The organism is Gracilibacillus sp. JCM 18860, assembly GCF_055395245.1.
This window is the reverse complement of record NZ_AP043868.1, coordinates 691885-712953: the sequence shown is the minus strand read 5'-3', so window position 1 is coordinate 712953 and position 21069 is coordinate 691885. Positions and strand designations below refer to the sequence as shown.

The window sequence follows — 21069 nt, the reverse complement described above, 5'->3', positions numbered from 1 at the left end:
ATTTCAAGTCAAGCTCCTTTTTACATTCAGCTAAAGGCCCCAATAAATGATAATGACGATTATTTCAAAAACTAGTGAAATAAATATTATCCAAATTATTTCTAACCTTAAAAAAGCATTCATTACGGTCCATTCTTTTATTTTTGCTAAGCGTCTAGCAACTTTCCAGTTGATAGGCACAAAAAACAATGAAAACAATAATCCAACGGAGAGTGAAATAGAAGAATGGATAACTCCTAAATTAGCAGTTAAATCAGCTACGGTATTGCCGATTATGTATATGGGAATACCTACCCATATAAAAAAGGTTAAGACCAATAATGGGATTACCATTATAACAATCATAAAATTCTTCTTCAGAACATCAAGATAAATTTTAGTATACATATATTCCCCCATAAGATTTATCCAGGTAACAACCACTCTTGCTATAAAACAGCCTGCTATCTAATCAGATGAAGTCCCACTAATATTTTAGCAAATTGTCGTAATAGGAGGAAATAATATTCAACTATTCATGAAATAGACTTTCCTCACAGTATTATCAGAAAATGGTGTATTAATCCATCTTACCTGGAGGTGACATAAGAAAAGGGCAGCCTTTTTTTACAAGACGCTCAAGAACTGTATTTACCGTATAATCTCTCGGATCTAACTTCTCATCTACTTCCTCCCAAAACAAAGGTGTTGCGACAGTAGCTTCCTTGGTGGCTCGAGTAGAATAGGGAGCAATTATTGTCTTTCCCTCAGCGTGTTGTACATAGTCAATATAAAGACGATTTTTGCGTTTCTTTTTTAATCGTTCTATCGTAAAACAATCTGGATATTGTTGAACAAGCACTTCTGCTACAGCTCGCATAAAATCTCTCGTCTCCTCAAATGTCATCATTTTCTCTCGCAATGGTAAATGAATTTGTAGACCTGTCCTACCTGATGTTTTTATTAATGGAGTAAAACCTTCTCCTTCCACCATATCCTTAATCAAATGGGCGGCCATTACAGCATACGAAAAATACTCTAGACTTGGTGGATCGAGATCAAATACCATTTCATCAGGGTAAGCAGAGTGAACCGTTTGAAAAGGAATATGAAATTCTAATCCTCCATGATTACCGAACCATAACAAACTTTCAAGTGTATTACACAATAAATCCTTTTCCCCATCCTCAGATAAAATATAATCGATAAACTCAGGAGCATAATCAGGTAAATGCTTTTGATAAAAGGAATGTTGATCGATTCCATCAGGATAGCGGATCATCGTTAAACGTTTGTTTTGTAATCTAGGTAGTAAGAAAGGGGCGACATTCCTCAAATAGACAAGATAATCAAGTTTCGTGATCCGGGGAAATAGTTCTTTATTGGGCTTAGTTAAGTCAATTTCTTTAGGTAGCTGGGCTAACCCTAACCGAACCATCTCCTCCGTACAATCCGTTGGAGATAGATCAAACCGAAAAGATCGAAAAACTGGTTCTCTTATCTCTCCGTCCTTCACATCTAAACAATTAATATCTATGCAAACACTAGGTGTTACGTACCAATGCGTGCCCTGTTTACGACCATTTGCTTGGATGAAATTAGTTAAGGTTTTTTTATCTTCTTGAGCAAAGCCATGTTTGATTTTTCCTAGTTCTTCATTCTTGTCTAATTTTACATCAAAATAATCATTTGTCAGATTCCATCCACTTATTACACCTTGTACAGTTCGATAATTTTTCCATTTTATCCATTGTCTCGTTCTTTTCCCTTCGATATAGGTTGAATGGATATTTTTTGCGACAATTCCCTCTGCTTGATGGAAGAAACTGATTTCTTTTATTTCATTGAGCTTCTTAAAGGAGTGAATGAGAAGTAGCTGCCTCTGCTCCACCGTGAATTGCTTAAATAATTGCTCTAATTGTTTTCTTCGGTCTAAAAGTGTTTGTGATTGAAGGGTTTGATCATTCAGCAGTAATAGGTCAAAACAGAGGAAGCTTACTGGTCGCTGTTTGCTTAATTGTTGTATTTTTACTTTAGAACGAGTTCTTCCTCTTGTCTGAATAGAAGAGAAGTTAGCTTGATATGGCGTTCTTAGGATAACAAGCTCTCCATCTAAAAAAATCGGAAGTTGCTTTTCAATATTCTTTTGGAGAATTAAACAAGTAGAGACGATTTCAGGAAATTGAAAGGTGAGATCCTTGCCATTACGGCTCCATAATGTGATCTTCTCTGCAGTCCACTCAATTCCGCAACGAAAGCCATCATATTTTATTTCATAGATCCAATCCTTCTGCTTATTTATTTCCTCAACAAGCGTCGGTAACATTGGTTTCCACATTGTCAACACCCTTTCTCCTTATATATTTGCTTATTTTTGAATTTTTATTAAGACATTGCAAATGCTAGGAATACAAGAGGAGTGATGAATGCATGCATACGATGTGGAAAGGTACGATAAGCTTCGGTTTAGTTAATATTCCGGTTAGTCTTCATTCCGCAACAGAGAACAAGGATATTTCTCTACGAAATCTTCATAAGGAATGTCATTCCCCATTAAAATATGAGAAAGTTTGTCCTGTTTGTGATAAGGAAGTAGGGAATGAAGATATTGTGAAGGGCTTTGAGTACACAACCAATAAATTTGTTATTTTAGAGGAAGAAGATTTAAAGGCTATTAAGGACGAAAAACAGGATAAAACTGTTGAAATCATGGATTTTATAAAATTAGAAGAAATTGATCCGATTTATTTTGATAGGAGTTATTATCTTTCACCAAATGAAGGTGGTACCAAAGCATATGCGTTATTACGAGAAGCTTTAAAAGATACGAAGAAAATCGGATTAGCTAAAATCACGATTCGTTCAAAGGAGCATTTAGCGATCATTCGTTTTTATCAAAACACACTTGTGATGGAAACCATTTATTTTCCTGATGAAGTGAGAGATTTTAAAGAGGTACCAAATGTTCCGGAAGAAACCGATGTAGCCGGAAAAGAACTTGATACGGCTAAAATGCTTATAGATCAATTAACAACAGAATTTGAACCGACCAAATATAAGGATGAATATCGTTCTGCATTACTTGAACTGATCGAGCGCAAGAAGAATGGTGAGGAGATCTCAACAGCGAAGGAACCGAAGAAAAAGGACAATGTAACAGATCTTATGGAAGCATTGGAGAAATCATTAAAGAAAACGAAAACTACTCAGAAGAAAGGTACAAAACGGAAGACAACAACCAAAAAGAAAAAATCGACGACAAAGACAGGATAATAAGAAGGAGGTTAGACGATGGATGCTAAAAGAGCACAAGAAATTGCGAATGCAAGCGAAATGTGTCAAGTTACTTATAATGGGACAAATGTCTATATTGAACATGTCGACCAAAATAGTGGAAAAGCGACTGTTCATCCATTAAATAATAAAACAAGCAAATGGAGTGTAACAGTAGACGAGCTATTAGAACAATAAAAAAGAAAACTCGGCATTACAAAAACTTAACAAAACTAATGCCGAGTTTTTTATATAGAAATACTATCCATATCTAGTAAACTGTAGTATAATTTAGGAGTAGTGAATGGAAGATTGTATATGTGCTTTTTCTGTGTGAAACTTTTCATGTGTTCCCTTAATTAAATGATGAAAAGGATTATCTGTATGAGCCTCTATCGCTGCTATACCAACCCCTGTAATACCACCCTTTACACAAACCTTTTCGATTAATTCCGGTAATGTAAATTGTTCTGTTGCTAGAAGCTTTCCAAAGCCAATAAACATTTTCTCCATTAGCAATGTGGCATCTTCTTTTGTGATTTCCGTTAATTCATTTGCATTCTCAATAAAACTTTGAGCTAAAAAGGCGAAAAATGCTGGTCCACAAGAAACAATATCAGAAGAAATCCTCACAATATCTTCCTTTATCTCCAGTGGTTCCGAAAAACTTCGACATCTCTTGATAAAAAGTTGCTTACGATCATGATCGATCTTTTCACTAAATGTTAGAAGTGAGACACCAGCAAGGGCTTGATTTGTAATGCTCGGAATCATTCTGGCTACCTGACAATCGACAAGGCTTTCAATCTCCTGAACAGATACCGGGCTTGTAATGGACACTAACAAATGATGTTGATTGAGTCGATGACTGATCTCTTTTAATAATGGAACCATATCCACTGGCTTTACACAGATAAATACAGTATCTACTGAGTCAATCAGTGTAAACGGATCATCTTTCACCTGGATATGAGGATATGTTTCCTTCAGCTCATATGCTCGCTCAACTGTTCGATTGGTTACAAATAAGTCTCTTTGATCCAATAACTTAGATTGTAGAAAGGCATGTATTAATACCTTTCCCATATTTCCCGTTCCGATGATTCCCCATTTCAATGTATTCGCCTCCCGCTTTTGTTTCAGTTTCCCACTTAGTGAAGGAAACAATCTTACCTTATTTTTATGATTAACTATACCATTCTATGATAAGGGGCTGATAATATGTATTGGTTAAAAAAATACTGGTATGTTGCTGTAATCATATTGGTTGTAGCTATTTGGATATACGTCAATCCTAGTGATACAAACCAATCAGAGAATTTTATAATGACAGAAAATACCGAAACAACTGTTGAAGAAATCGATCGTATAGAAAAGGAGAATGAAGAGCAAGTAGTCATGGTCGATGTGAAGGGTGAAATAGCAAAACCAGGCGTTTATCAAATGGAAGCAGTAGACAGAGTTCAGGATGTGATAAAGATCGCAGGAGGTTTAACTAAAAAAGGAGATCCGTCCGCAATAAACATGGCTGAACGTGTTTATGATGAGATGGTGATCATAATACCAAAGAAGGGAGAAGAGGGGAGTATTGGAGCTCAATCGGCAGTTCAATCAGACGGGAAAATTAAAATCAATACGGCTACAAAGGAAGAAATCATGCAAATACCAGGTATTGGGGAGGTAAAGGCAAATGCGATGATCGATTTCCGTGAGACGAATGGAAGGTTTGAAAAAATAGAGGACCTAACAAAGGTTAATGGTATTGGTGAAAAAACACTAGATAACATTCGCGATTTTGTTCAAATTCCTTAGCTCTTATTGACGCTTGTACAAGGAATCGGTACACTTTAAAAGATAGAAGTTTGAAAAACGAGGAGTGTAACCAATGGAAAGAATCTCATGGCATCAATACTTTATGGCGCAAAGCCATTTGCTAGCATTAAGAAGTACGTGTGAGCGTTTAATGGTAGGGGCAACAATCGTTAGAGATAAACGTATTATTGCTGGAGGATACAATGGTAGTGTGTCAGGTAGTGTCCATTGCATTGATGAAGGCTGTTATGTGATTGATGGACATTGTGTGAGAACGGTTCATGCAGAAATGAATGCCCTTCTTCAATGTGCTAAATTCGGAGCACCGACTGAAGGTGCTGAGATTTATGTGACACATTTTCCTTGTCTTAATTGTTGTAAAGCAATTATTCAAAGTGGCATCAAAACCGTTTACTATGCAGCCGATTATAAAAATCATCCTTATGCTATTGAACTTTTTGAAGAGGCAAATGTAAAGGTGGAAAAAGTAGAGCTTGATCATCATACTATTGAGCTTATTCCAACTGTAAAATAAAATCTGATAGGAGGAGAAGGTTTGCTTGCTTGGATTCATTGGTTTGTGATTATTTATGTAATAGCGGTTTTTGCTAGAATGGATCAGAGTCCTTGGATCGTCCTCCTTCTTATCCCTCCTTTGATCTATTTTGTACGAACCCACAGAATGCCTCTCTGGTTAGTCTTTTCCTTACTCCTATGCTTTATTTTCTTCTATAATCAAACTCCTTCAACGGATAGACAAAATCTGGATTCCTCCCATAAGTCAATGATTCAGGGTGATATTATTTCTGAAGTCAACAAAACAGATACATATGTTTCTTTTTTGCTTAAAGAATATAGAAGCACCAACAAAGTGAAGGTTCAACTATTTCATCAAAACGAAAGAGCAGAAGATTTATTTATCCAAAAATTAAATAGGGGAAGTAGATGTCAACTAGTCGGTACATTTCAGGAGATGATAACAGCTACAAATCCTGGTCAGTTTGATTATCAACACTATTTGCATAATCAAGGCATAAGTAGTCAATTTCTAATTAATGATAGTACGGCATCGAATTGTAGCGGATCATCCTTTTATCAAATGCTTTATAATGCTCGAAATCAACTTTTGGAGCATCTGGGGGGTTACGTCAATCCTTTCACTTTTTCTTGGATCAATGCACTTCTATTTGGCAACAAAGATTTGTTATCAGATGAAACGATTACGTTGTTTCAAGATTGGAATCTTTCTCACTTATTAGCAATCTCTGGATTGCATGTTGGATTACTGATGACCTGTCTCTACTTTTTTGGCTTGTATATCGTAAAACTATCCGTAGAACGTATGCAGCTTATCCTCTTCTTATTTCTACCAATATATCCTCTTCTATCTGGAGCTGCGCCTTCTGTATGGCGGGCAAGCCTTTTAGCATTGTTCCTGCTCGTGCTTCGAAAACTAAAGATAAAGCTCCCTACAACCAGTATACTAAGCATCGTCTTTTTTGTTATGGTGCTGACAAATCCTTATCATGTGTATTCTATTGCGTTTCAATTTAGTTTTATTGTTACGTATGCGATTTTGTTCTCTCGAAAGCTCCTATCAGGTGATATTGGATTTGTTTGGATTTCTCTACGGATTAGCTTTATCAGTCTCATGGTATTATTGCCTATTCAAATACAATTATTTTATCAATTCCAACCATTGTCTGTTTTAGTTAATTTAATAGTTGTCCCATATTTTACACTGTTTGTTTTACCTTTTTTATTGTTAATTTGTTTCAGTGCGATGATCCCTTCGTTCCTTCCGATATGGTCTCATGTATTTCAATTTATTCATTCCCATTTTCTAACATTGATGCGTTTGTTTGATGAAGCCATTTCGTGGTCTTGGACGATTGGCCAAATACCTAATCCATTGATAATTGGATACTATATTTGTTTGTTATTATTTTTACTTTATTTTGAGCAGGGAAAACAAATAAGAGCTTTTAGTTATGGTCTTGGGTTAGCGGTTTGCTTAGTATTAGCATCAATCCTTCCCTATCTTAATCCTTATGGATCAATCACCACACTTGATATTGGTCAAGGAGATGCTATTGTTATTGAATATCCCTATCGAAGAGGTGTCGTTATCATAGATGCGGGAGGTAAACTAAAGAAGCATTTTACTGAACCTTCTAGTGATGTCTATGATCAGATTATAGATGCATTTCTTCGGTATCGTGGTATAAGCGCGGTGGATGCCATGATCCTTTCCCATGCTGATCATGATCATATTGGAAGTGTTCCTTATATTCTTGACGATTATCAAGTGGATTACCTTATCACTTCCCCTTATTTTGATCCGAAATTGCTCAAACAATATCGTGAAAAGAATAAGCATTTTCAACATATAGAGGGGGAAGAGGGAAATAAATTACGTATTAAGGATCATATCTTTCATGTGCTGCATCCCTCTCTGGATAATGGTGATAAAAATGAAAATTCATTGGTTCTATTTAGTAAATTTGGTGAGTTTAATTGGTTATTTACAGGAGATATCGGAGAAAAAAGTGAGCAATATTTAGCCTCGAACTATCCGTCTCTTCCTGTTGATGTTCTAAAAGTAGCTCATCATGGAAGTCATACATCTAGTTCTATTCCTTTTATTGAACAAATACAGCCTGAGGTAGGCATCATTTCTGTAGGAAGAAACAATGGCTATGGTCATCCTCATCCTAAAGTATTAAGGACATTGAAAAGAAGAAAGGTTCGAGTTTTTCGGACAGATAGGATGGGGGCGATTACTTTCCAATATGATGGAACCATTTCAACCTTTCTTCCATATGATAATGTAAAGTCTAAACGATAGAATTTTTATTGATATTTCCTCTATTTTCTATACCTGTATAGTATAATTTCACCATGCTAGAAGGTGCTGAAAAGTACGTAAGCAAAAAAGAAGTAAGTTTAGCGAAATCATTGGTTTTGTCTAAATTAAAAAAACGAGACTTTTTGTCTCGCTTTTAAGAACCAATGGCATCAAATATAACCGCAATAAAGAAAATAATCATGAAAAATAGAAATGAAAAAATAAAACCAGCAGCTGCATCAAAAAGGTCATGACGCTTGGATTGAACTTCTTTTTCGAATTCGTTCATAATAGCATACCTCCTTATTTCAAAAAAATAGTTCCTTCATTCTACAGGATTCCCTTACTTAGCAAGAGTTAACACCAATATAATTCATCAATACGGTCAATCTATATAATAAGAAAAACATCGTAGCTTCGTTAGTTACCCGGGGCTAATGAAGTTGCGTTAATATAGATTGCGAAGGGAAGGTACTTTTCTTTCCCTTCTTTATTTTTGTCGATACAATTTAAGCACTTCCATTCAACCCAAAGTGCTGTTAAGCCCAATGTATATCTAATATAGTGGTTTTTTGGACTTCTGTTTCAAAAGTATGTAATCAATGAAGAAACCTTTTCTTAACATGAATCTTATTATACAATAAAACATATTTGTTTTTTTTTCAACACTTATTATACGTATATAATGGAATTTTTTATACATATTGGAGATGGAATCATGAGTTATTTAAATGTAATGGAACAAATAAAAAAGGGTCAATTTTCTCCTGTTTACTACATGCATGGAACAGAAACCTATATGATGGAAGCAGTTAAACAATCCCTTTTAAAGCATAGTATTGAGGAGGAAGACAGGGATACAAATGTGTCATTATATGACCTGGAGGAAATATCGATTCAAGATGTGATTAATGATACAAATACATTTCCCTTTTTAGGTGAAAAAAAATTAGTGATCGCCACTAATGCTAGCTTTTTGAAAGCAAAACCACCTAATCTTGATTTCACTCATCAAATAGAGACATTAATTAATTATATACAGAATCCAGCACCATATAGCATTCTTGTTTTAATAGCACCATATGAAAAAGTGGACGAAAGAAAGAAAGTAGTGAAACAATTAAAGAAGGAAGCAACTGTTATTTCTTGTGAACCGTTAAAAGAATGGAATATGAAAGAAGCCATTGAGAAGATTGCACAGGAGCATCAAGTAATTGTAAAGGAAGAGGTTGTGGAATATATACTGGAGGAAATAGGTACTAATCTGATGATAATAAGCTCCGAAATGGAAAAATTAGCGTTATATGTTGGTCCTGGCAATACGATTCGATTGGAAGAAGCAGAATTACTTCTTTCACATCAAGAAAATAGTACTGGCTTAAAATTAGTGGATGCCATTATTGAAAGTGATCTTGCAAAAGCAATTCATATCGCAAAAGATTTAGAAAAGATGAATGAAGACCCGATTGCACTTGTAGCTCTTGTTTCTTCTCAATTTCGAACATTGTTACATGTCAAATCATTGAAGCAAAAAGGATATAGTCAGCAGCAAATCGTAGGTCAACTTAAGATACATCCTTATGTTGCAAAGCTTTCTTTAAATAGGCAACAAAAATTTACCAAAGAAGAACTTCACCAAGCATTAACCATTCTTGCAGAAACTGATGCCCAAATTAAAACAGGAAAGGTTGATAAATCACTTGGCCTAGAACTTTTACTATACCAAATAATTCAGTTACGCCAAACGACAAGAGTATAAACAGAAAAAGAAACAAAGCAAAAACCTGCTTCCAATATGGGAAGCAGGCTTTTTTACTTTAGGCACTTAATTCATTAACTTTTTTCGCTAATCGTGACTTTTGACGATTCCCTTTGTTTTGATGAACTAAACCTTTTCTTACTGCTTTATCAATTTTTTTCACAGCTGTTTGAAGTGCTACCTTTGCATTTTCGACATCTTTACTTTCCACTAAAGCCTCAACTTTTTTAATATGTGAACGCATATCTGTTTTAATGGATTGATTGTGTAAACGGCGATCTTCGTTTGTACGTACACGTTTAATTGCAGATTTAATATTTGCCATTATCTTCACCTCCGTAAGCTTCGTACCATTTCATTTGTTAGGTCAAAAGACATTTTATCAAAGCTCGTCAAACTTTTCAATAAAAATTATTTCAAAAACTATATGCATCAATTCACAAGAGGCGGTAAAACTACTTTCAAGTTCAATCATATTTGAAGGAGGAGGACAAAAAATGGAAGAGGAAAAATTTGAAGTCCGTACCGATCTTGCAGTAGAAGCAAAAGATATGTATGTAGAGAAAGAAAATCAAACAGAAGATCGTATTAAAGGGGTGAAGATGAAAGAGGAAACCGATGGAAATATTCGGATTTCTTATGTCGAAATTAATGAAGAAGGCGCAAAGAAAATTGGGAAGAATCCAGGTTCCTATCGAACGGTTTACTCTGATGCGATCAAAAAGCAAGATACTGCACTACAAGAAGAGACCGCCAAAGTCATGGCAAAGCAACTTAGCGATTTAATGAAAAGAAATAAAATTGATAAGGAAGCTACCGGACTTGTTGTTGGGCTTGGCAACCGAAGTGTTACACCTGATGCCCTCGGCCCTCTTACGATTGAGAAAGTTTTAGTAACCAATCATTTATTTGAACATGAACCACAATATGTTGCAGATGGCTATCGAAGAGTTGCTTCAATTAATCCCGGAGTCATGGGTATTACAGGGATTGAAACGAGTGACATCATTAAAGGAGTAATTGATAAACTAAAGCCTGACTTTGTCATCGCAATTGATGCTTTAGCTTCTCGTTCCATGGAAAGAGTAAATACGACCATTCAATTATCAGACTCAGGCATCCATCCAGGATCTGGTGTTGGTAATAAACGAAAAGAATTGAGCAAGGACACATTAGGAATACCAGTTTTTGCAATTGGAGTTCCAACTGTAGTAGATGCTGTTACCATAACTAGTGATGCAATCGATTATGTATTTAAACATATAGGCAAAGAATTTCGAGAAAAAGATAACCCCTCTAAATCTTTAACTCCTGCTGGAATGAGCTTTGGAGATCGTTCTTTGTCAGAGGAAGATATGCCAAGTGTCGAAAAAAGAGAAAAAATTTTTGGGATGATTGGTTCACTCAATGATCATGAAAAAAGAGCATTAATGCGAGAGGTATTGACTCCACTTGGTCACAACCTTATGGTCACACCAAAGGAAGTGGATGGCTATATGAAGGACATGGCTCATTTATTGGCACAAGCAATTAATGCTAGTCTCCATGATAAAGTGACGATCCGAAATTTCGGTACGTACACTCGTTAGCAGAATAACCTTATCACAAGCTGCTGTAATAATAAAAAAATTCTCGGCAGAAAGGTTCTACTTTCTATTGATCGCTCATACATTCTAGTAAATGTAATAGAGCTAATAGAAAGGGGAACAACATGCGCCGAAAAATTAGCCGTAATAGACGTGTATTATTACTTTCTAAACATAAAGTGTTTGTTATTCTATCGTTCTTCATTGCAGGCTTTTTTGCCGTCTTCATTCTTGTAGGCATCATGACTAGCTTAGAGCCGAATTACCGTGTATCTTCATCCACTGTTAAGAAATGGACAACAAATGTTGATGAAATTCATTTTCTTTCATTGATGTTGTTAGAGAACCGACTATTTAAAGAGGCAATTCCTGAGGATAAAGCAGAATTCTCGCCATGGAAGTTCATATTTGAAGTAGGTACGAATATAAGACTGCATGATGTACGAAGCTTAGTTAGCCGAGAGCTTCCAGGCTTTGACCTCTATGATCGACAAATTCTGATCGCGGGGGAGGGAACCGATTATACGAATTTAACCGTGGAATCGACACCTCCTCTGGATATTGTCCTAGAAGAAAGAGAAGCAACCGTCCCAGAAGAAAAGAAAGAACAAGAAAAACCAGCAGAAAAAGAACCGAAACAACAAACGACTGGAGAGAAAGAGGTTGTATTTATTTATAATACACACAATCGAGAATCTTTCCTTCCATATTTACCGAAAACAGATAATCCAAATGATGCCTTTCATCCAGAAGTAAATATTACGAAAGTTAGTGATCAGCTAGCAAAGGATTTAGAGAGAAATGGAATTGGCTCAACTGTTGACCATACGGATATTGGTTCGATTTTAGTGGATAAAGGTTGGAACTACTCTACTCATTCCTACACTGCCTCTAAAGAAGTAGTAGAGACAGCGCTACAATCGAACAAGGATCTTAATTTTGTCTTTGATATTCACCGCGATAGTATGAGAGCAGATGTCACGACAAAGGAAATCAACGGAAAAGAATATGCCAAAATAATGTTTGTCATTGGTGGAGACAACCCTAATCACGAAAAGAATTCTGCTTTAGCTGCCGCTCTCCATGAAAAGCTAGAGAAAAAATATCCTGGCTTAAGCAGAGGGGTGGAGATGTATGCCGGGGCCGGACGCAATGGTGTATATAACCAAGATGTTTCTGAAAATGCGCTAACCATTGAAATGGGGGGCGTAGATAACACAATGGAGCAGCTTTATAACACGACTGAAGTTTTTGCAGAGGTTTTTAGCGAATACTACTGGAATGCGGAAAAAGTATCTACAGAATAGGGGAGATTAATGTGAAGTTTCTATCCTTTTTATTAGTAATATGCGTCATATTTTCATTTGGACTATATGTTGGTATGGACCGCACGGATTCTACAAAAGCAGTGAGTCATCAAGAAGAAGTGATCGATAAAGGTAAACAAGATGATGATGTAGTAGATCGTGAAGATATTATTGATGAAATTAATGGAGATGTACCAGAAGTGGGTACCCCAGGCAATTCTCCACTATTTGCGGTTGCAAATAGTGGAGAAGAAATAGTGAGTAAGGTATGTAATAAAATTGTTGGTGTTACACATGCGATCATAGATGAATTATTTTAAAGGCATCCTCATATTTTTGATTGAACATCGTTCCTTTCACTGCTATAATCTATCCTAGTATATTGTGCTTGTCACATAGGAGTTGAATGATATTGACTAACGTAAGAAATCAGAGTAAGGTACGAAATTTTTCTATTATTGCCCATATCGATCACGGTAAATCAACACTAGCTGATCGAATATTAGAAAAAACTCAAGCACTAACGGCGCGTGAAATGAAGGAACAGTTTCTAGATGCTATGGACCTAGAGCGTGAACGTGGTATCACGATAAAACTAAATGCTGTCCAGTTAAAATATCAGCGTGAGGATGGAGAAGAGTATTTGTTCCATCTCATTGATACTCCAGGGCATGTCGATTTTACATATGAAGTATCACGAAGTCTTGCTGCATGTGAAGGAGCTATCCTAGTAGTAGATGCCGCCCAAGGAATAGAAGCACAAACGCTAGCAAATGTCTACTTAGCGTTAGATAATGATCTGGAAATTATTCCGGTTATTAATAAGATTGATTTACCTAGTGCAGATCCTGATAGAGTAAAACAGGAAATAACAGATGTGATCGGGATCGATGGGGAAGAAGCTATTTTAGCAAGTGCTAAATCTGGAATCGGCATTGAAGAGATATTAGAAGAAATTGTAGAACGAATACCAGCTCCTGTTGGTGACCCAGAAGAGCCGCTTAAAGCATTAATCTTTGATTCATTATATGATCCCTATCGTGGTGTAGTTGCTTATGTTTGTATAAAAGAAGGATCTGTTAAAGTTGGCGACAAGATCAAAATGATGGCTACAGGAAAAGAATTTGAAGTCAATGAAGTAGGGGTATTTAATCCGAAGCCAATCAAACAGGATAAATTGACGGTTGGCGATGTCGGTTATTTAACAGCATCGATTAAAAATGTTGGTGATACAAGAGTTGGGGATACGATTACTCATGCAAATCGCCCAGCAGAAGAAGCTTTACCAGGTTATCGTAAGTTAAACCCGATGGTATTTTGTGGATTATACCCCGTTGATGCGGACAAATATAATGATTTGCGAGAAGCTTTAGAGAGATTAGAATTGAACGATTCTTCTTTACAATATGAAGCGGAAACCTCTCAAGCATTGGGATTTGGCTTCCGTTGTGGATTTTTAGGTCTATTACATATGGAGATTATCCAGGAACGAATTGAGAGGGAATTCGGTATTGATCTAATCACAACAGCACCAAGTGTTATTTACAAGGTGATTAAGACAGATGATGAAGAACTAACTATTGATAATCCATCCTTTATGCCAGATAACCAATCCATCAAAGAGGTGCAAGAGCCTTATGTAAAAGCAACGGTGATGGTACCAAATGACTTTGTTGGTCCAGTTATGGAGATTTGTCAGAAGAAGCGTGGGGATTTCATTAATATGGATTATTTAGACGAGAATCGTGTTAATGTTGTTTACGAAATCCCATTATCCGAAATCGTCTATGATTTCTTTGATCAGTTAAAATCACAGACAAAGGGCTATGCATCATTTGATTATGAATTGATTGGCTATAAGCCTTCTAACCTCGTGAAAATGGATATTTTATTAAATGGGGATACAATTGACGCACTTTCCTTTATTGTTCATCGAGATTTTGCATTTGAGCGTGGGAAGCAAATAGCTGACAAACTAAAAACATTGATTCCAAGGCAGCAATTTGAAGTGCCAATTCAAGCAGCCATCGGTAATAAAATTGTCGCAAGAACGAACATTAAGGCAATGCGTAAAAACGTATTAAGTAAGTGCTATGGTGGTGACATCTCTAGAAAACGGAAATTGCTCGAAAAGCAAAAGGAAGGTAAAAAACGCATGAAAATGGTGGGTTCTGTGGAAGTTCCGCAAGAAGCCTTCATGGCAGTATTGAAAATGGATGATGAATAGGAGAAAAACCCTTGTCATAAAGGCAAGGGTTTTACACTGTTAGAAAAGGGGGAAGGCATCATGATAACATCAGCGTATATTCATATACCTTTTTGTGAAAAAATATGTCATTATTGTGATTTCACTAAATTCTTCTATGAAGAAAAAATGGCAGACGAATATTTAGTTGCACTAGAAAACGAAATAGCAACAACGATAAATAAACCGAGGCAAAAAATGAAGACAATATTTGTGGGTGGTGGTACACCTACAGCATTAAATAATCGGCAATTATTGAAGCTTGTTCAAATGATTGAGCATTATTTTGATGTGGATCAAGTCAGTGAGTACACCTTTGAAGCAAATCCGGGTGATTTAACTAAAGAAAAGATTAAAATCTTAAAAAACCATGGCGTTACACGTATTTCCATGGGAGTGCAAGTCATGGATGATAAAATGTTGGAACAATTAGGAAGACTTCATCGTATCAAAGACGTTTACCAAAATGTTAATGACTTAATACAAATCGGTTTAACGAACATTAGCATTGATTTAATGTATAGCTTGCCAAATCAGAGCTTTGAAGGCTTCTCGAAAACACTAGAGGAAGCACTGCAATTTAACCTTCCTCATTATTCGGCTTACTCGCTCCAAATCGAGCCTAAAACTATCTTTTATCAGCGTTATAAAAAAGGTACCCTTACAAAGCCCCCAGAAGAAATAGAGGCAGACATGTATGAACATTTACGTAAGGAGATGAGAGACCACGGGGTATATCAGTATGAAATTAGCAATTTTGCTAAGCCCGGATATGAAAGTAAGCATAATCTAACTTACTGGAATAATGAATATTATTATGGCTTCGGAGCTGGTTCTCATGGATATTTACCAGGAAAGCGTGTGATCAATATTAGACCACATCCACAATATGTTCAAGCAGCAATCGATACAGGAAAGCCTGTATTACATGTCGAAGAGATCGGTTTAAAGGAACGGATAGAAGAGGAAATGTTTCTTGGCCTACGGAAAAGTGGAGGAGTTTCACTAGATCAATTTGAGCGTAAATATCAGTTGAAAATGGAAACACTATATAAGGAAGAACTGATTACTCTCCAACAAAGAGGATGGGTTATCATCGATGAAGGCTTTATTCGTTTAACAGAAGAAGGTAAACCTTTTGGAAATGAAGTGTTCCAAGCATTTTTAATGGACTCAAATAAATTAGAGTTTCTTCATTGACAATTAACGATCGATTTGATAATTTATTAATAGATTTAGCACTCGTGATATAAGAGTGCTAACAGAGGTGATCATCGATGCTAACAGATAGGCAGCTACAAGTTTTACAAGTCATTATTGATGAATTCATCCAAACAGCACAGCCGATTGGATCGAGAGCTATTGCGAAAAAGGAACAAGTTACTTTTAGCCCCGCAACGATCAGAAATGAAATGGCTGACCTAGAGGAGCTTGGATTCATCGAGAAAACTCATACTTCATCTGGTCGTGTGCCTTCTGAAAAGGGATATCGTTTTTATGTGGACCATTTGCTCTCACCATTTCAATTGTCTAATAAAGAGTTGTCACTGATTACAAATGCCTTTGAAAGAGAGTTGTTGGAATTTGAGAAGGTTGTACAGAAGTCAGCGCGAGTATTGTCTGATTTAACGAATTACACTTCGATTATTCTAGGACCTGAGGTATTTAAGACAACATTAAAGCAAATTCAAATTATTAGCCTTTCGGATAATACCGCTGTCGCGATTTTAGTCACAAATGCTGGTCATGTAGAGCATCGTCATTTTACAATACCACAGTCAATGCAAGCTACCGATATCGAGAAGCTTGTTAATATATTGAATTCGCGGTTAATCGGTGTGCCAATTATTAGACTACAAGAGAAATTATACGGTGAGGTTGCTGAACTTCTTCAACAATTTAGCAGTGATTTTGAAGCAACCTATGCCTATTTAAAAGAAGCATTATTAGAGAAAAAACCTGTTAAGCTGTACATGGATGGTAAGACAAATATACTATTACAGCCCGAATTTAATGATATCCACAAAATTCAATCTTTATATACTGTTATGGAAAAAGAAGACGAAATGGCCAACATATTAAGAAGCTCACATAAAGGCATTAAGGTATCGATTGGTCAAGAGAACAAATTAGATGAAATGCAGGATTGTAGTTTAATTACAGCAACCTATTCCTTAGGAGGAGAGCAATTAGGCACTATTGCTTTACTAGGGCCGACAAGAATGGAGTACTCTAGGGTAATCTCTCTGTTAAATGTACTTTCTAAACGATTGACTAAAACGTTTAATTCTTGGTACTAGTTTCCATATAATTATCCATCAATAGAGAAAGGAAGCGAATAGAAAACACCTTTCTCTGCTATGGTTTTTATTTGCTTTTTTTAGTAAGGTATGTTTTGCTATACAATGGTTCTTTAGGAGGTGACAGGAATGGAAGAAAAAGATCTACAAAATAATGAAGCAGAAAATAATGAACAATCAGAAAATATTGAGGAAGAAGTAGTTCAAGATGTAGAGCAAGAGATTGTAGAAGAAGAAAACATAGAACAAGCACAAGTCGAAATAGCTGACTACGAAAAGCTGCAGGAAGAGAAAGCACAACTAGAGGATCGTCTTCTACGAATACAGGCTGAATATGATAATTTTAGAAAAAGAACAAAAAAAGAAAAAGAAGCAGACTTAAAATATAAATCCCAAGCAATTGTAACGGAACTCTTGCCGGTGATCGATAATTTTGATCGAGCACTAGCCGTCGATATTGAAGACGAGCAGGCAAAAAGTGTCGTGGAAGGCTTGGAGATGGTGTACCGTCAATTGAAAACCGTTCTAGAAAATGAAGGTGTAAAAGAAATTGAAACTGAAAATCAAATGTTTGATCCACACCTTCACCAAGCGGTAATGCAAGTTTCAGAAGATGGTTTCGAATCTAATCAGATTGTGGAAACCTTACAAAAAGGTTATCAATTAAAGGATAAAGTAATTAGACCAGCAATGGTAAAGGTAAACCAATAACTACATAGCTATGTGAAGGAGTGTTTTTTATGGGTAAAATTATTGGAATTGACTTAGGTACAACAAACTCATGTGTTGCAGTAATGGAAGGTGGAGAAGCAAAGGTTATTCCTAACCCTGAAGGTAACCGTACTACTCCATCTGTCGTATCATTTAAAAATGGTGAACGTCAAATTGGGGAGGTTGCAAAACGTCAAGCAATTACAAACCCTAATACGATTCAATCAATTAAGCGTCACATGGGAACAGATTACAAAGTAGAAATTGAAGGAAAAGAGTATACTCCTCAAGAAATTTCTGCGATCATCTTACAGCACTTGAAGTCATATGCAGAAGATTATTTAGGGGATACTGTCGATAAAGCAGTTATTACAGTTCCTGCATATTTCAATGATGCTGAACGTCAAGCGACAAAAGATGCTGGTAAAATTGCTGGACTTGAAGTAGAGCGTATTATTAACGAGCCGACAGCTGCTGCGCTTGCATATGGAATAGACAAAGCAGACCAAGACCAAACCGTCCTTGTTTATGATCTTGGTGGTGGTACATTTGATGTTTCTATACTTGATATTGGTGAAGGTACTTTTGAAGTAGTTGCAACTGCTGGCGACAATCGTCTTGGTGGTGACGATTTTGATGAAGTATTAATCAATTATATGGTCGAAGAATTCAAGAAAGAGAATGGTATTGATTTATCTCAAGATAAAATGGCCCTACAACGCCTTAAAGATGCGGCAGAAAAGGCGAAGAAAGATCTTTCAGGTGTTACTCAAACACAAGTATCACTACCATTTATTACGGCAGGAGATGCAGGTCCATTACACTTAGAAATGAACATTACAAGAGCTAAATTTGATGAGCTTTCTTCTGATTTAGTCGAGCGTACAATGGAACCAACGCGTAAAGCATTACGTGATGCCGACCTTTCTGCTAGTGAAATTAATAAAGTTATTCTTGTTGGTGGTTCTACACGGATTCCAGCCGTCCAAGAAGCGATTGAAAAAGAAATTGGTAAAGAACCGTCTAAAGGGGTAAACCCAGATGAAGTAGTAGCAGCAGGTGCTGCAATTCAAGGTGGGGTCCTGCAGGGTGATGTCAAAGACGTTGTATTACTTGATGTTACACCACTTTCATTAGGTATTGAAACAATGGGTGGAGTGACAACAAAATTAATCGAGAGAAATACAACCATCCCAACAAGTCATTCTCAAGTGTTCTCAACAGCTGCAGATAACCAAACAGCAGTAGACATTCATGTATTACAAGGGGAACGCGAGATGGCTCAAGACAACAAGACATTAGGTCGTTTTCAATTAACTGATATCCCACCAGCTCCAAGAGGGGTTCCTCAAATCGAAGTTTCCTTCGATATTGATGCAAATGGTATTGTCAATGTACGTGCTAAAGATCTTGGTACAAACAAAGAACAATCTATTACGATTAAGTCTTCCTCTGGTCTTTCTGATGATGAAGTAGAAAAAATGGTCAAAGAAGCAGAAGAAAATGCAGAGGCAGATAAAAAACGTCGTGAGGAAATTGAATTACGTAATGAAGCAGATCAATTAGTGTTCCAAACAGAAAAAACATTAAAGGATCTCGGTGATAATGTAACCGATGAAGAAAAGCAAAAAGCAGAAGCAGCTAAGGACGAACTGAAAAAAGCGCTAGAGGACAATGATCAAGAACAGATTAAAGCGAAGAAAGAAGCTTTAGAGGAGCAAGTTCAAGCATTGACGGTTAAATTGTATGAACAAGCCCAACAACAAGCACAAGCGGATCAAAGTGGTGACCAAGCGCAAAATTCAGATGATGATGTTGTAGACGCGGATTACGAAGAAGTAGACGACGAGGATAAAAAGTAAGCAGTTATAGGAGAAAAGAAAGTCAAAGTCAAAATTAATGGCTTTGGCTTTTTCCTTGCCAGATCAAAAAAATATAGAATTACAAGTATAAAGGATGATCAGCCGAGAAGTAAACAGCTTATGGCACCTATACTGTTGAAGATAATCGGAAGCTTATTTTGTTTGCTTACAATGGATATTCAATGTTATGATTAGTTTTATGCAATAATGACCGGGAGCGTGATTTATCAGTGAGTAAAAGAGATTATTACGAAGTGCTTGGTGTTTCCAAGGATGCATCAAAAGATGAAATCAAAAAGGCTTATCGTAAGCTTGCGCGTAAATATCACCCAGATGTAAACAAAGAAGAAGGAACTGATCAAAAGTTTAAAGAAGTCAAAGAAGCGTATGAAGTTTTAAGCAATGAGCAAAAACGCCAGCAATATGACCAATTTGGGCATGCAGGTCCACAAGGTCAAGGATTCGGAGGCTTTGGTGGAGGCGAAGACTTTGGTGGTTTTGGAGATATCTTTGATATGTTCTTCGGCGGTGGCGGCAGAAGAGATCCTAATGCACCACGTCAGGGAAATGATTTACAATATACCATGACACTTGATTTTGAGGAAGCTATTTTCGGTAAAGAAACCGATATTCATATTCCGAAAGAAGAAACTTGCTCTACGTGTAATGGATCAGGAGCAAAGCCAGGAACAAGCCCTAAAACATGTTCACATTGTAATGGAAGTGGTCAGTTAAATGTAGAACAAAACACTCCATTTGGAAGAGTGGTAAATAGAAGGGTTTGTCATCACTGCCAAGGTTCAGGTAAGATCATTACAGATAAATGTTCTACGTGTGGTGGGAAAGGAAAAGTCAATCAACGTAAGAAAATACATGTTAAAATTCCAGCAGGTATAGATGATGGTCAACAAATTCGCGTTTCAGGCCAAGGAGAGCCAGGGAAAAACGGTGGCCCTGCAGGAGATTTATACGTAGTCTTTCAAATAAAGCCTCACGAATTTTATCAAAGAGAAGGAGATCATATTTATTGTGAAATGCCGATAACTTTTGCTCAGGCCGCTCTAGGTGATGAGATTGAAGTACCAACCCTTCATGGCAAGGTGAAATTAAAAGTACCAGCAGGAACTCAAACTGGTAAGACCTTCCGTTTAAAAGGTAAAGGTGCTCCAAATGTTCGCGGCTATGGTCAAGGTGATCAGCATATCCAAATTCGTGTCATTACTCCACAAAATTTAAATGAACGTCAAAAAGAACTCTTAAGAGAGTTTAATGAGATTAGTGGCAATCAACCAACAGATGAACACGAGGACTCCTTTTTCCAGAGAGTAAAGCGAGCTTTTAAAGGGGAGTAGGCGTATACCCAGTCGAATAAAATATTTTATAAAGT

19 protein-coding genes and 1 pseudogene are annotated in these 21069 nt (G+C 36.5%); 15 read left to right on the top strand and 5 right to left on the bottom strand.

The window, feature by feature from the left end; all coding sequences use genetic code 11:
• Positions 1-30: 30 nt before the first annotated feature.
• Positions 31-399, bottom strand: coding sequence for a hypothetical protein (locus ACZ5R4_RS03780; RefSeq protein ID WP_464368079.1), 369 nt, complete (start codon positions 397-399; stop codon positions 31-33).
• Positions 400-559: 160 nt separating this feature from the next.
• Positions 560-2317: a DNA ligase D gene (ligD, locus tag ACZ5R4_RS03775; protein WP_464368466.1), complete on the bottom strand. Its 1758-nt coding sequence runs from the start codon at positions 2315-2317 to the stop codon at positions 560-562.
• 92 nt (positions 2318-2409) lie between these two features.
• Between ligD and ku the strand changes: the two genes are divergently transcribed.
• Together ku and ACZ5R4_RS03765 are read left to right on the top strand one after the other, a co-directional pair.
• Positions 2410-3252: a non-homologous end joining protein Ku gene (gene ku, locus ACZ5R4_RS03770; RefSeq protein WP_109984137.1), complete on the top strand. Its 843-nt coding sequence runs from the start codon at positions 2410-2412 to the stop codon at positions 3250-3252.
• An 18-nt stretch (positions 3253-3270) separates the two neighbouring features.
• A complete protein-coding gene (locus tag ACZ5R4_RS03765) occupies positions 3271-3450 on the top strand; it encodes an H-type small acid-soluble spore protein (protein WP_054859251.1) in 180 nt (59 codons plus the stop codon).
• A 93-nt stretch (positions 3451-3543) separates the two neighbouring features.
• On the opposite strand, the gene comER is transcribed toward ACZ5R4_RS03765, so the two are convergent.
• Positions 3544-4368 carry a late competence protein ComER gene (gene comER, locus ACZ5R4_RS03760; RefSeq protein WP_109984138.1) on the bottom strand — a complete coding sequence of 275 codons (825 nt, stop codon included), beginning with the start codon at positions 4366-4368 and terminating at the stop codon, positions 3544-3546.
• A 105-nt stretch (positions 4369-4473) separates the two neighbouring features.
• On the opposite strand from comER, the gene ACZ5R4_RS03755 reads away from it, so the two are divergent.
• The 3 genes and pseudogenes from ACZ5R4_RS03755 to ACZ5R4_RS03745 all read left to right on the top strand — a co-directional run bounded on the left by ACZ5R4_RS03755 (position 4474) and on the right by ACZ5R4_RS03745 (position 7912).
• Positions 4474-5064, top strand: coding sequence for a helix-hairpin-helix domain-containing protein (locus ACZ5R4_RS03755; protein ID WP_277678420.1), 591 nt, complete (start codon positions 4474-4476; stop codon positions 5062-5064).
• Between the two features lie 73 nt (positions 5065-5137).
• Positions 5138-5581 (top strand): annotated as a pseudogene (locus tag ACZ5R4_RS03750) (ComE operon protein 2); the annotation flags it as partial.
• 39 nt (positions 5582-5620) lie between these two features.
• Complete coding sequence (locus ACZ5R4_RS03745) at positions 5621-7912, top strand: DNA internalization-related competence protein ComEC/Rec2 (RefSeq protein WP_464368078.1); 2292 nt, start codon at positions 5621-5623, stop codon at positions 7910-7912.
• A gap of 154 nt (positions 7913-8066) precedes the next feature.
• On the opposite strand, the gene ACZ5R4_RS03740 is transcribed toward ACZ5R4_RS03745, so the two are convergent.
• Positions 8067-8201: a YqzM family protein gene (locus tag ACZ5R4_RS03740; RefSeq protein ID WP_109984142.1), complete on the bottom strand. Its 135-nt coding sequence runs from the start codon at positions 8199-8201 to the stop codon at positions 8067-8069.
• Positions 8202-8630: 429 nt separating this feature from the next.
• Here ACZ5R4_RS03740 and holA point away from each other — a divergent pair, with 429 nt between their 5' ends.
• Positions 8631-9671 carry a DNA polymerase III subunit delta gene (holA, locus tag ACZ5R4_RS03735; RefSeq protein ID WP_109984143.1) on the top strand — a complete coding sequence of 347 codons (1041 nt, stop codon included), beginning with the start codon at positions 8631-8633 and terminating at the stop codon, positions 9669-9671.
• Positions 9672-9729: 58 nt separating this feature from the next.
• Here holA and rpsT read toward each other — a convergent pair whose 3' ends face one another.
• Entirely contained in the window at positions 9730-9996 is a 267-nt protein-coding gene (rpsT, locus tag ACZ5R4_RS03730) for a 30S ribosomal protein S20 (protein ID WP_109984144.1), read from the bottom strand.
• Positions 9997-10168: 172 nt separating this feature from the next.
• Between rpsT and gpr the strand changes: the two genes are divergently transcribed.
• The 9 genes from gpr (at position 10169) to dnaJ (ending at position 21034) form a co-directional block, all read left to right on the top strand.
• Positions 10169-11260: a GPR endopeptidase gene (gpr, locus tag ACZ5R4_RS03725; protein ID WP_109984145.1), complete on the top strand. Its 1092-nt coding sequence runs from the start codon at positions 10169-10171 to the stop codon at positions 11258-11260.
• A gap of 122 nt (positions 11261-11382) precedes the next feature.
• A complete protein-coding gene (spoIIP, locus tag ACZ5R4_RS03720) occupies positions 11383-12564 on the top strand; it encodes a stage II sporulation protein P (protein ID WP_109984146.1) in 1182 nt (393 codons plus the stop codon).
• A 74-nt stretch (positions 12565-12638) separates the two neighbouring features.
• A complete protein-coding gene (locus ACZ5R4_RS03715; protein ID WP_277678972.1) occupies positions 12639-12884 on the top strand; it encodes a hypothetical protein in 246 nt (81 codons plus the stop codon).
• 92 nt (positions 12885-12976) lie between these two features.
• The gene (gene lepA / locus ACZ5R4_RS03710) at positions 12977-14791 is read left to right on the top strand and encodes a translation elongation factor 4 (protein ID WP_464368077.1); all 1815 of its coding nucleotides are present in this window, start codon (positions 12977-12979) and stop codon (positions 14789-14791) included.
• Between the two features lie 60 nt (positions 14792-14851).
• Complete coding sequence (hemW, locus tag ACZ5R4_RS03705) at positions 14852-16009, top strand: radical SAM family heme chaperone HemW (protein ID WP_109984148.1); 1158 nt, start codon at positions 14852-14854, stop codon at positions 16007-16009.
• A gap of 77 nt (positions 16010-16086) precedes the next feature.
• Positions 16087-17109: a heat-inducible transcriptional repressor HrcA gene (gene hrcA / locus ACZ5R4_RS03700; protein WP_109984149.1), complete on the top strand. Its 1023-nt coding sequence runs from the start codon at positions 16087-16089 to the stop codon at positions 17107-17109.
• 129 nt (positions 17110-17238) lie between these two features.
• Positions 17239-17820 (top strand): nucleotide exchange factor GrpE, encoded by a 582-nt coding sequence (grpE, locus tag ACZ5R4_RS03695; RefSeq protein ID WP_054859258.1) that lies wholly within the window; start codon positions 17239-17241, stop codon positions 17818-17820.
• A gap of 29 nt (positions 17821-17849) precedes the next feature.
• The gene (gene dnaK, locus ACZ5R4_RS03690; RefSeq protein WP_109984150.1) at positions 17850-19682 is read left to right on the top strand and encodes a molecular chaperone DnaK; all 1833 of its coding nucleotides are present in this window, start codon (positions 17850-17852) and stop codon (positions 19680-19682) included.
• Between the two features lie 230 nt (positions 19683-19912).
• Positions 19913-21034: a molecular chaperone DnaJ gene (gene dnaJ / locus ACZ5R4_RS03685; RefSeq protein WP_054787731.1), complete on the top strand. Its 1122-nt coding sequence runs from the start codon at positions 19913-19915 to the stop codon at positions 21032-21034.
• Positions 21035-21069: the final 35 nt, after the last annotated feature.

What these genes read in the sequence shown, in the direction of transcription:
- ACZ5R4_RS03740 (WP_109984142.1), bottom strand. Translation starts at nt 8,201, where the DNA reads ATGAACGAATTCGAAAAAGAAGTTCAATCCAAGCGTCATGACCTTTTT.
- spoIIP (WP_109984146.1), top strand. Translation starts at nt 11,383, where the DNA reads ATGCGCCGAAAAATTAGCCGTAATAGACGTGTATTATTACTTTCTAAA.
- gpr (WP_109984145.1), top strand. Translation starts at nt 10,169, where the DNA reads ATGGAAGAGGAAAAATTTGAAGTCCGTACCGATCTTGCAGTAGAAGCA.
- ACZ5R4_RS03755 (WP_277678420.1), top strand. Translation starts at nt 4,474, where the DNA reads ATGTATTGGTTAAAAAAATACTGGTATGTTGCTGTAATCATATTGGTT.
- ACZ5R4_RS03715 (WP_277678972.1), top strand. Translation starts at nt 12,639, where the DNA reads ATGGACCGCACGGATTCTACAAAAGCAGTGAGTCATCAAGAAGAAGTG.
- ACZ5R4_RS03765 (WP_054859251.1), top strand. Translation starts at nt 3,271, where the DNA reads ATGGATGCTAAAAGAGCACAAGAAATTGCGAATGCAAGCGAAATGTGT.
- rpsT (WP_109984144.1), bottom strand. Translation starts at nt 9,996, where the DNA reads ATGGCAAATATTAAATCTGCAATTAAACGTGTACGTACAAACGAAGAT.
- dnaK (WP_109984150.1), top strand. Translation starts at nt 17,850, where the DNA reads ATGGGTAAAATTATTGGAATTGACTTAGGTACAACAAACTCATGTGTT.
- holA (WP_109984143.1), top strand. Translation starts at nt 8,631, where the DNA reads ATGAGTTATTTAAATGTAATGGAACAAATAAAAAAGGGTCAATTTTCT.
- ligD (WP_464368466.1), bottom strand. Translation starts at nt 2,317, where the DNA reads ATGTGGAAACCAATGTTACCGACGCTTGTTGAGGAAATAAATAAGCAG.
- hemW (WP_109984148.1), top strand. Translation starts at nt 14,852, where the DNA reads ATGATAACATCAGCGTATATTCATATACCTTTTTGTGAAAAAATATGT.
- ku (WP_109984137.1), top strand. Translation starts at nt 2,410, where the DNA reads ATGCATACGATGTGGAAAGGTACGATAAGCTTCGGTTTAGTTAATATT.
- hrcA (WP_109984149.1), top strand. Translation starts at nt 16,087, where the DNA reads ATGCTAACAGATAGGCAGCTACAAGTTTTACAAGTCATTATTGATGAA.
- grpE (WP_054859258.1), top strand. Translation starts at nt 17,239, where the DNA reads ATGGAAGAAAAAGATCTACAAAATAATGAAGCAGAAAATAATGAACAA.
- ACZ5R4_RS03780 (WP_464368079.1), bottom strand. Translation starts at nt 399, where the DNA reads ATGGGGGAATATATGTATACTAAAATTTATCTTGATGTTCTGAAGAAG.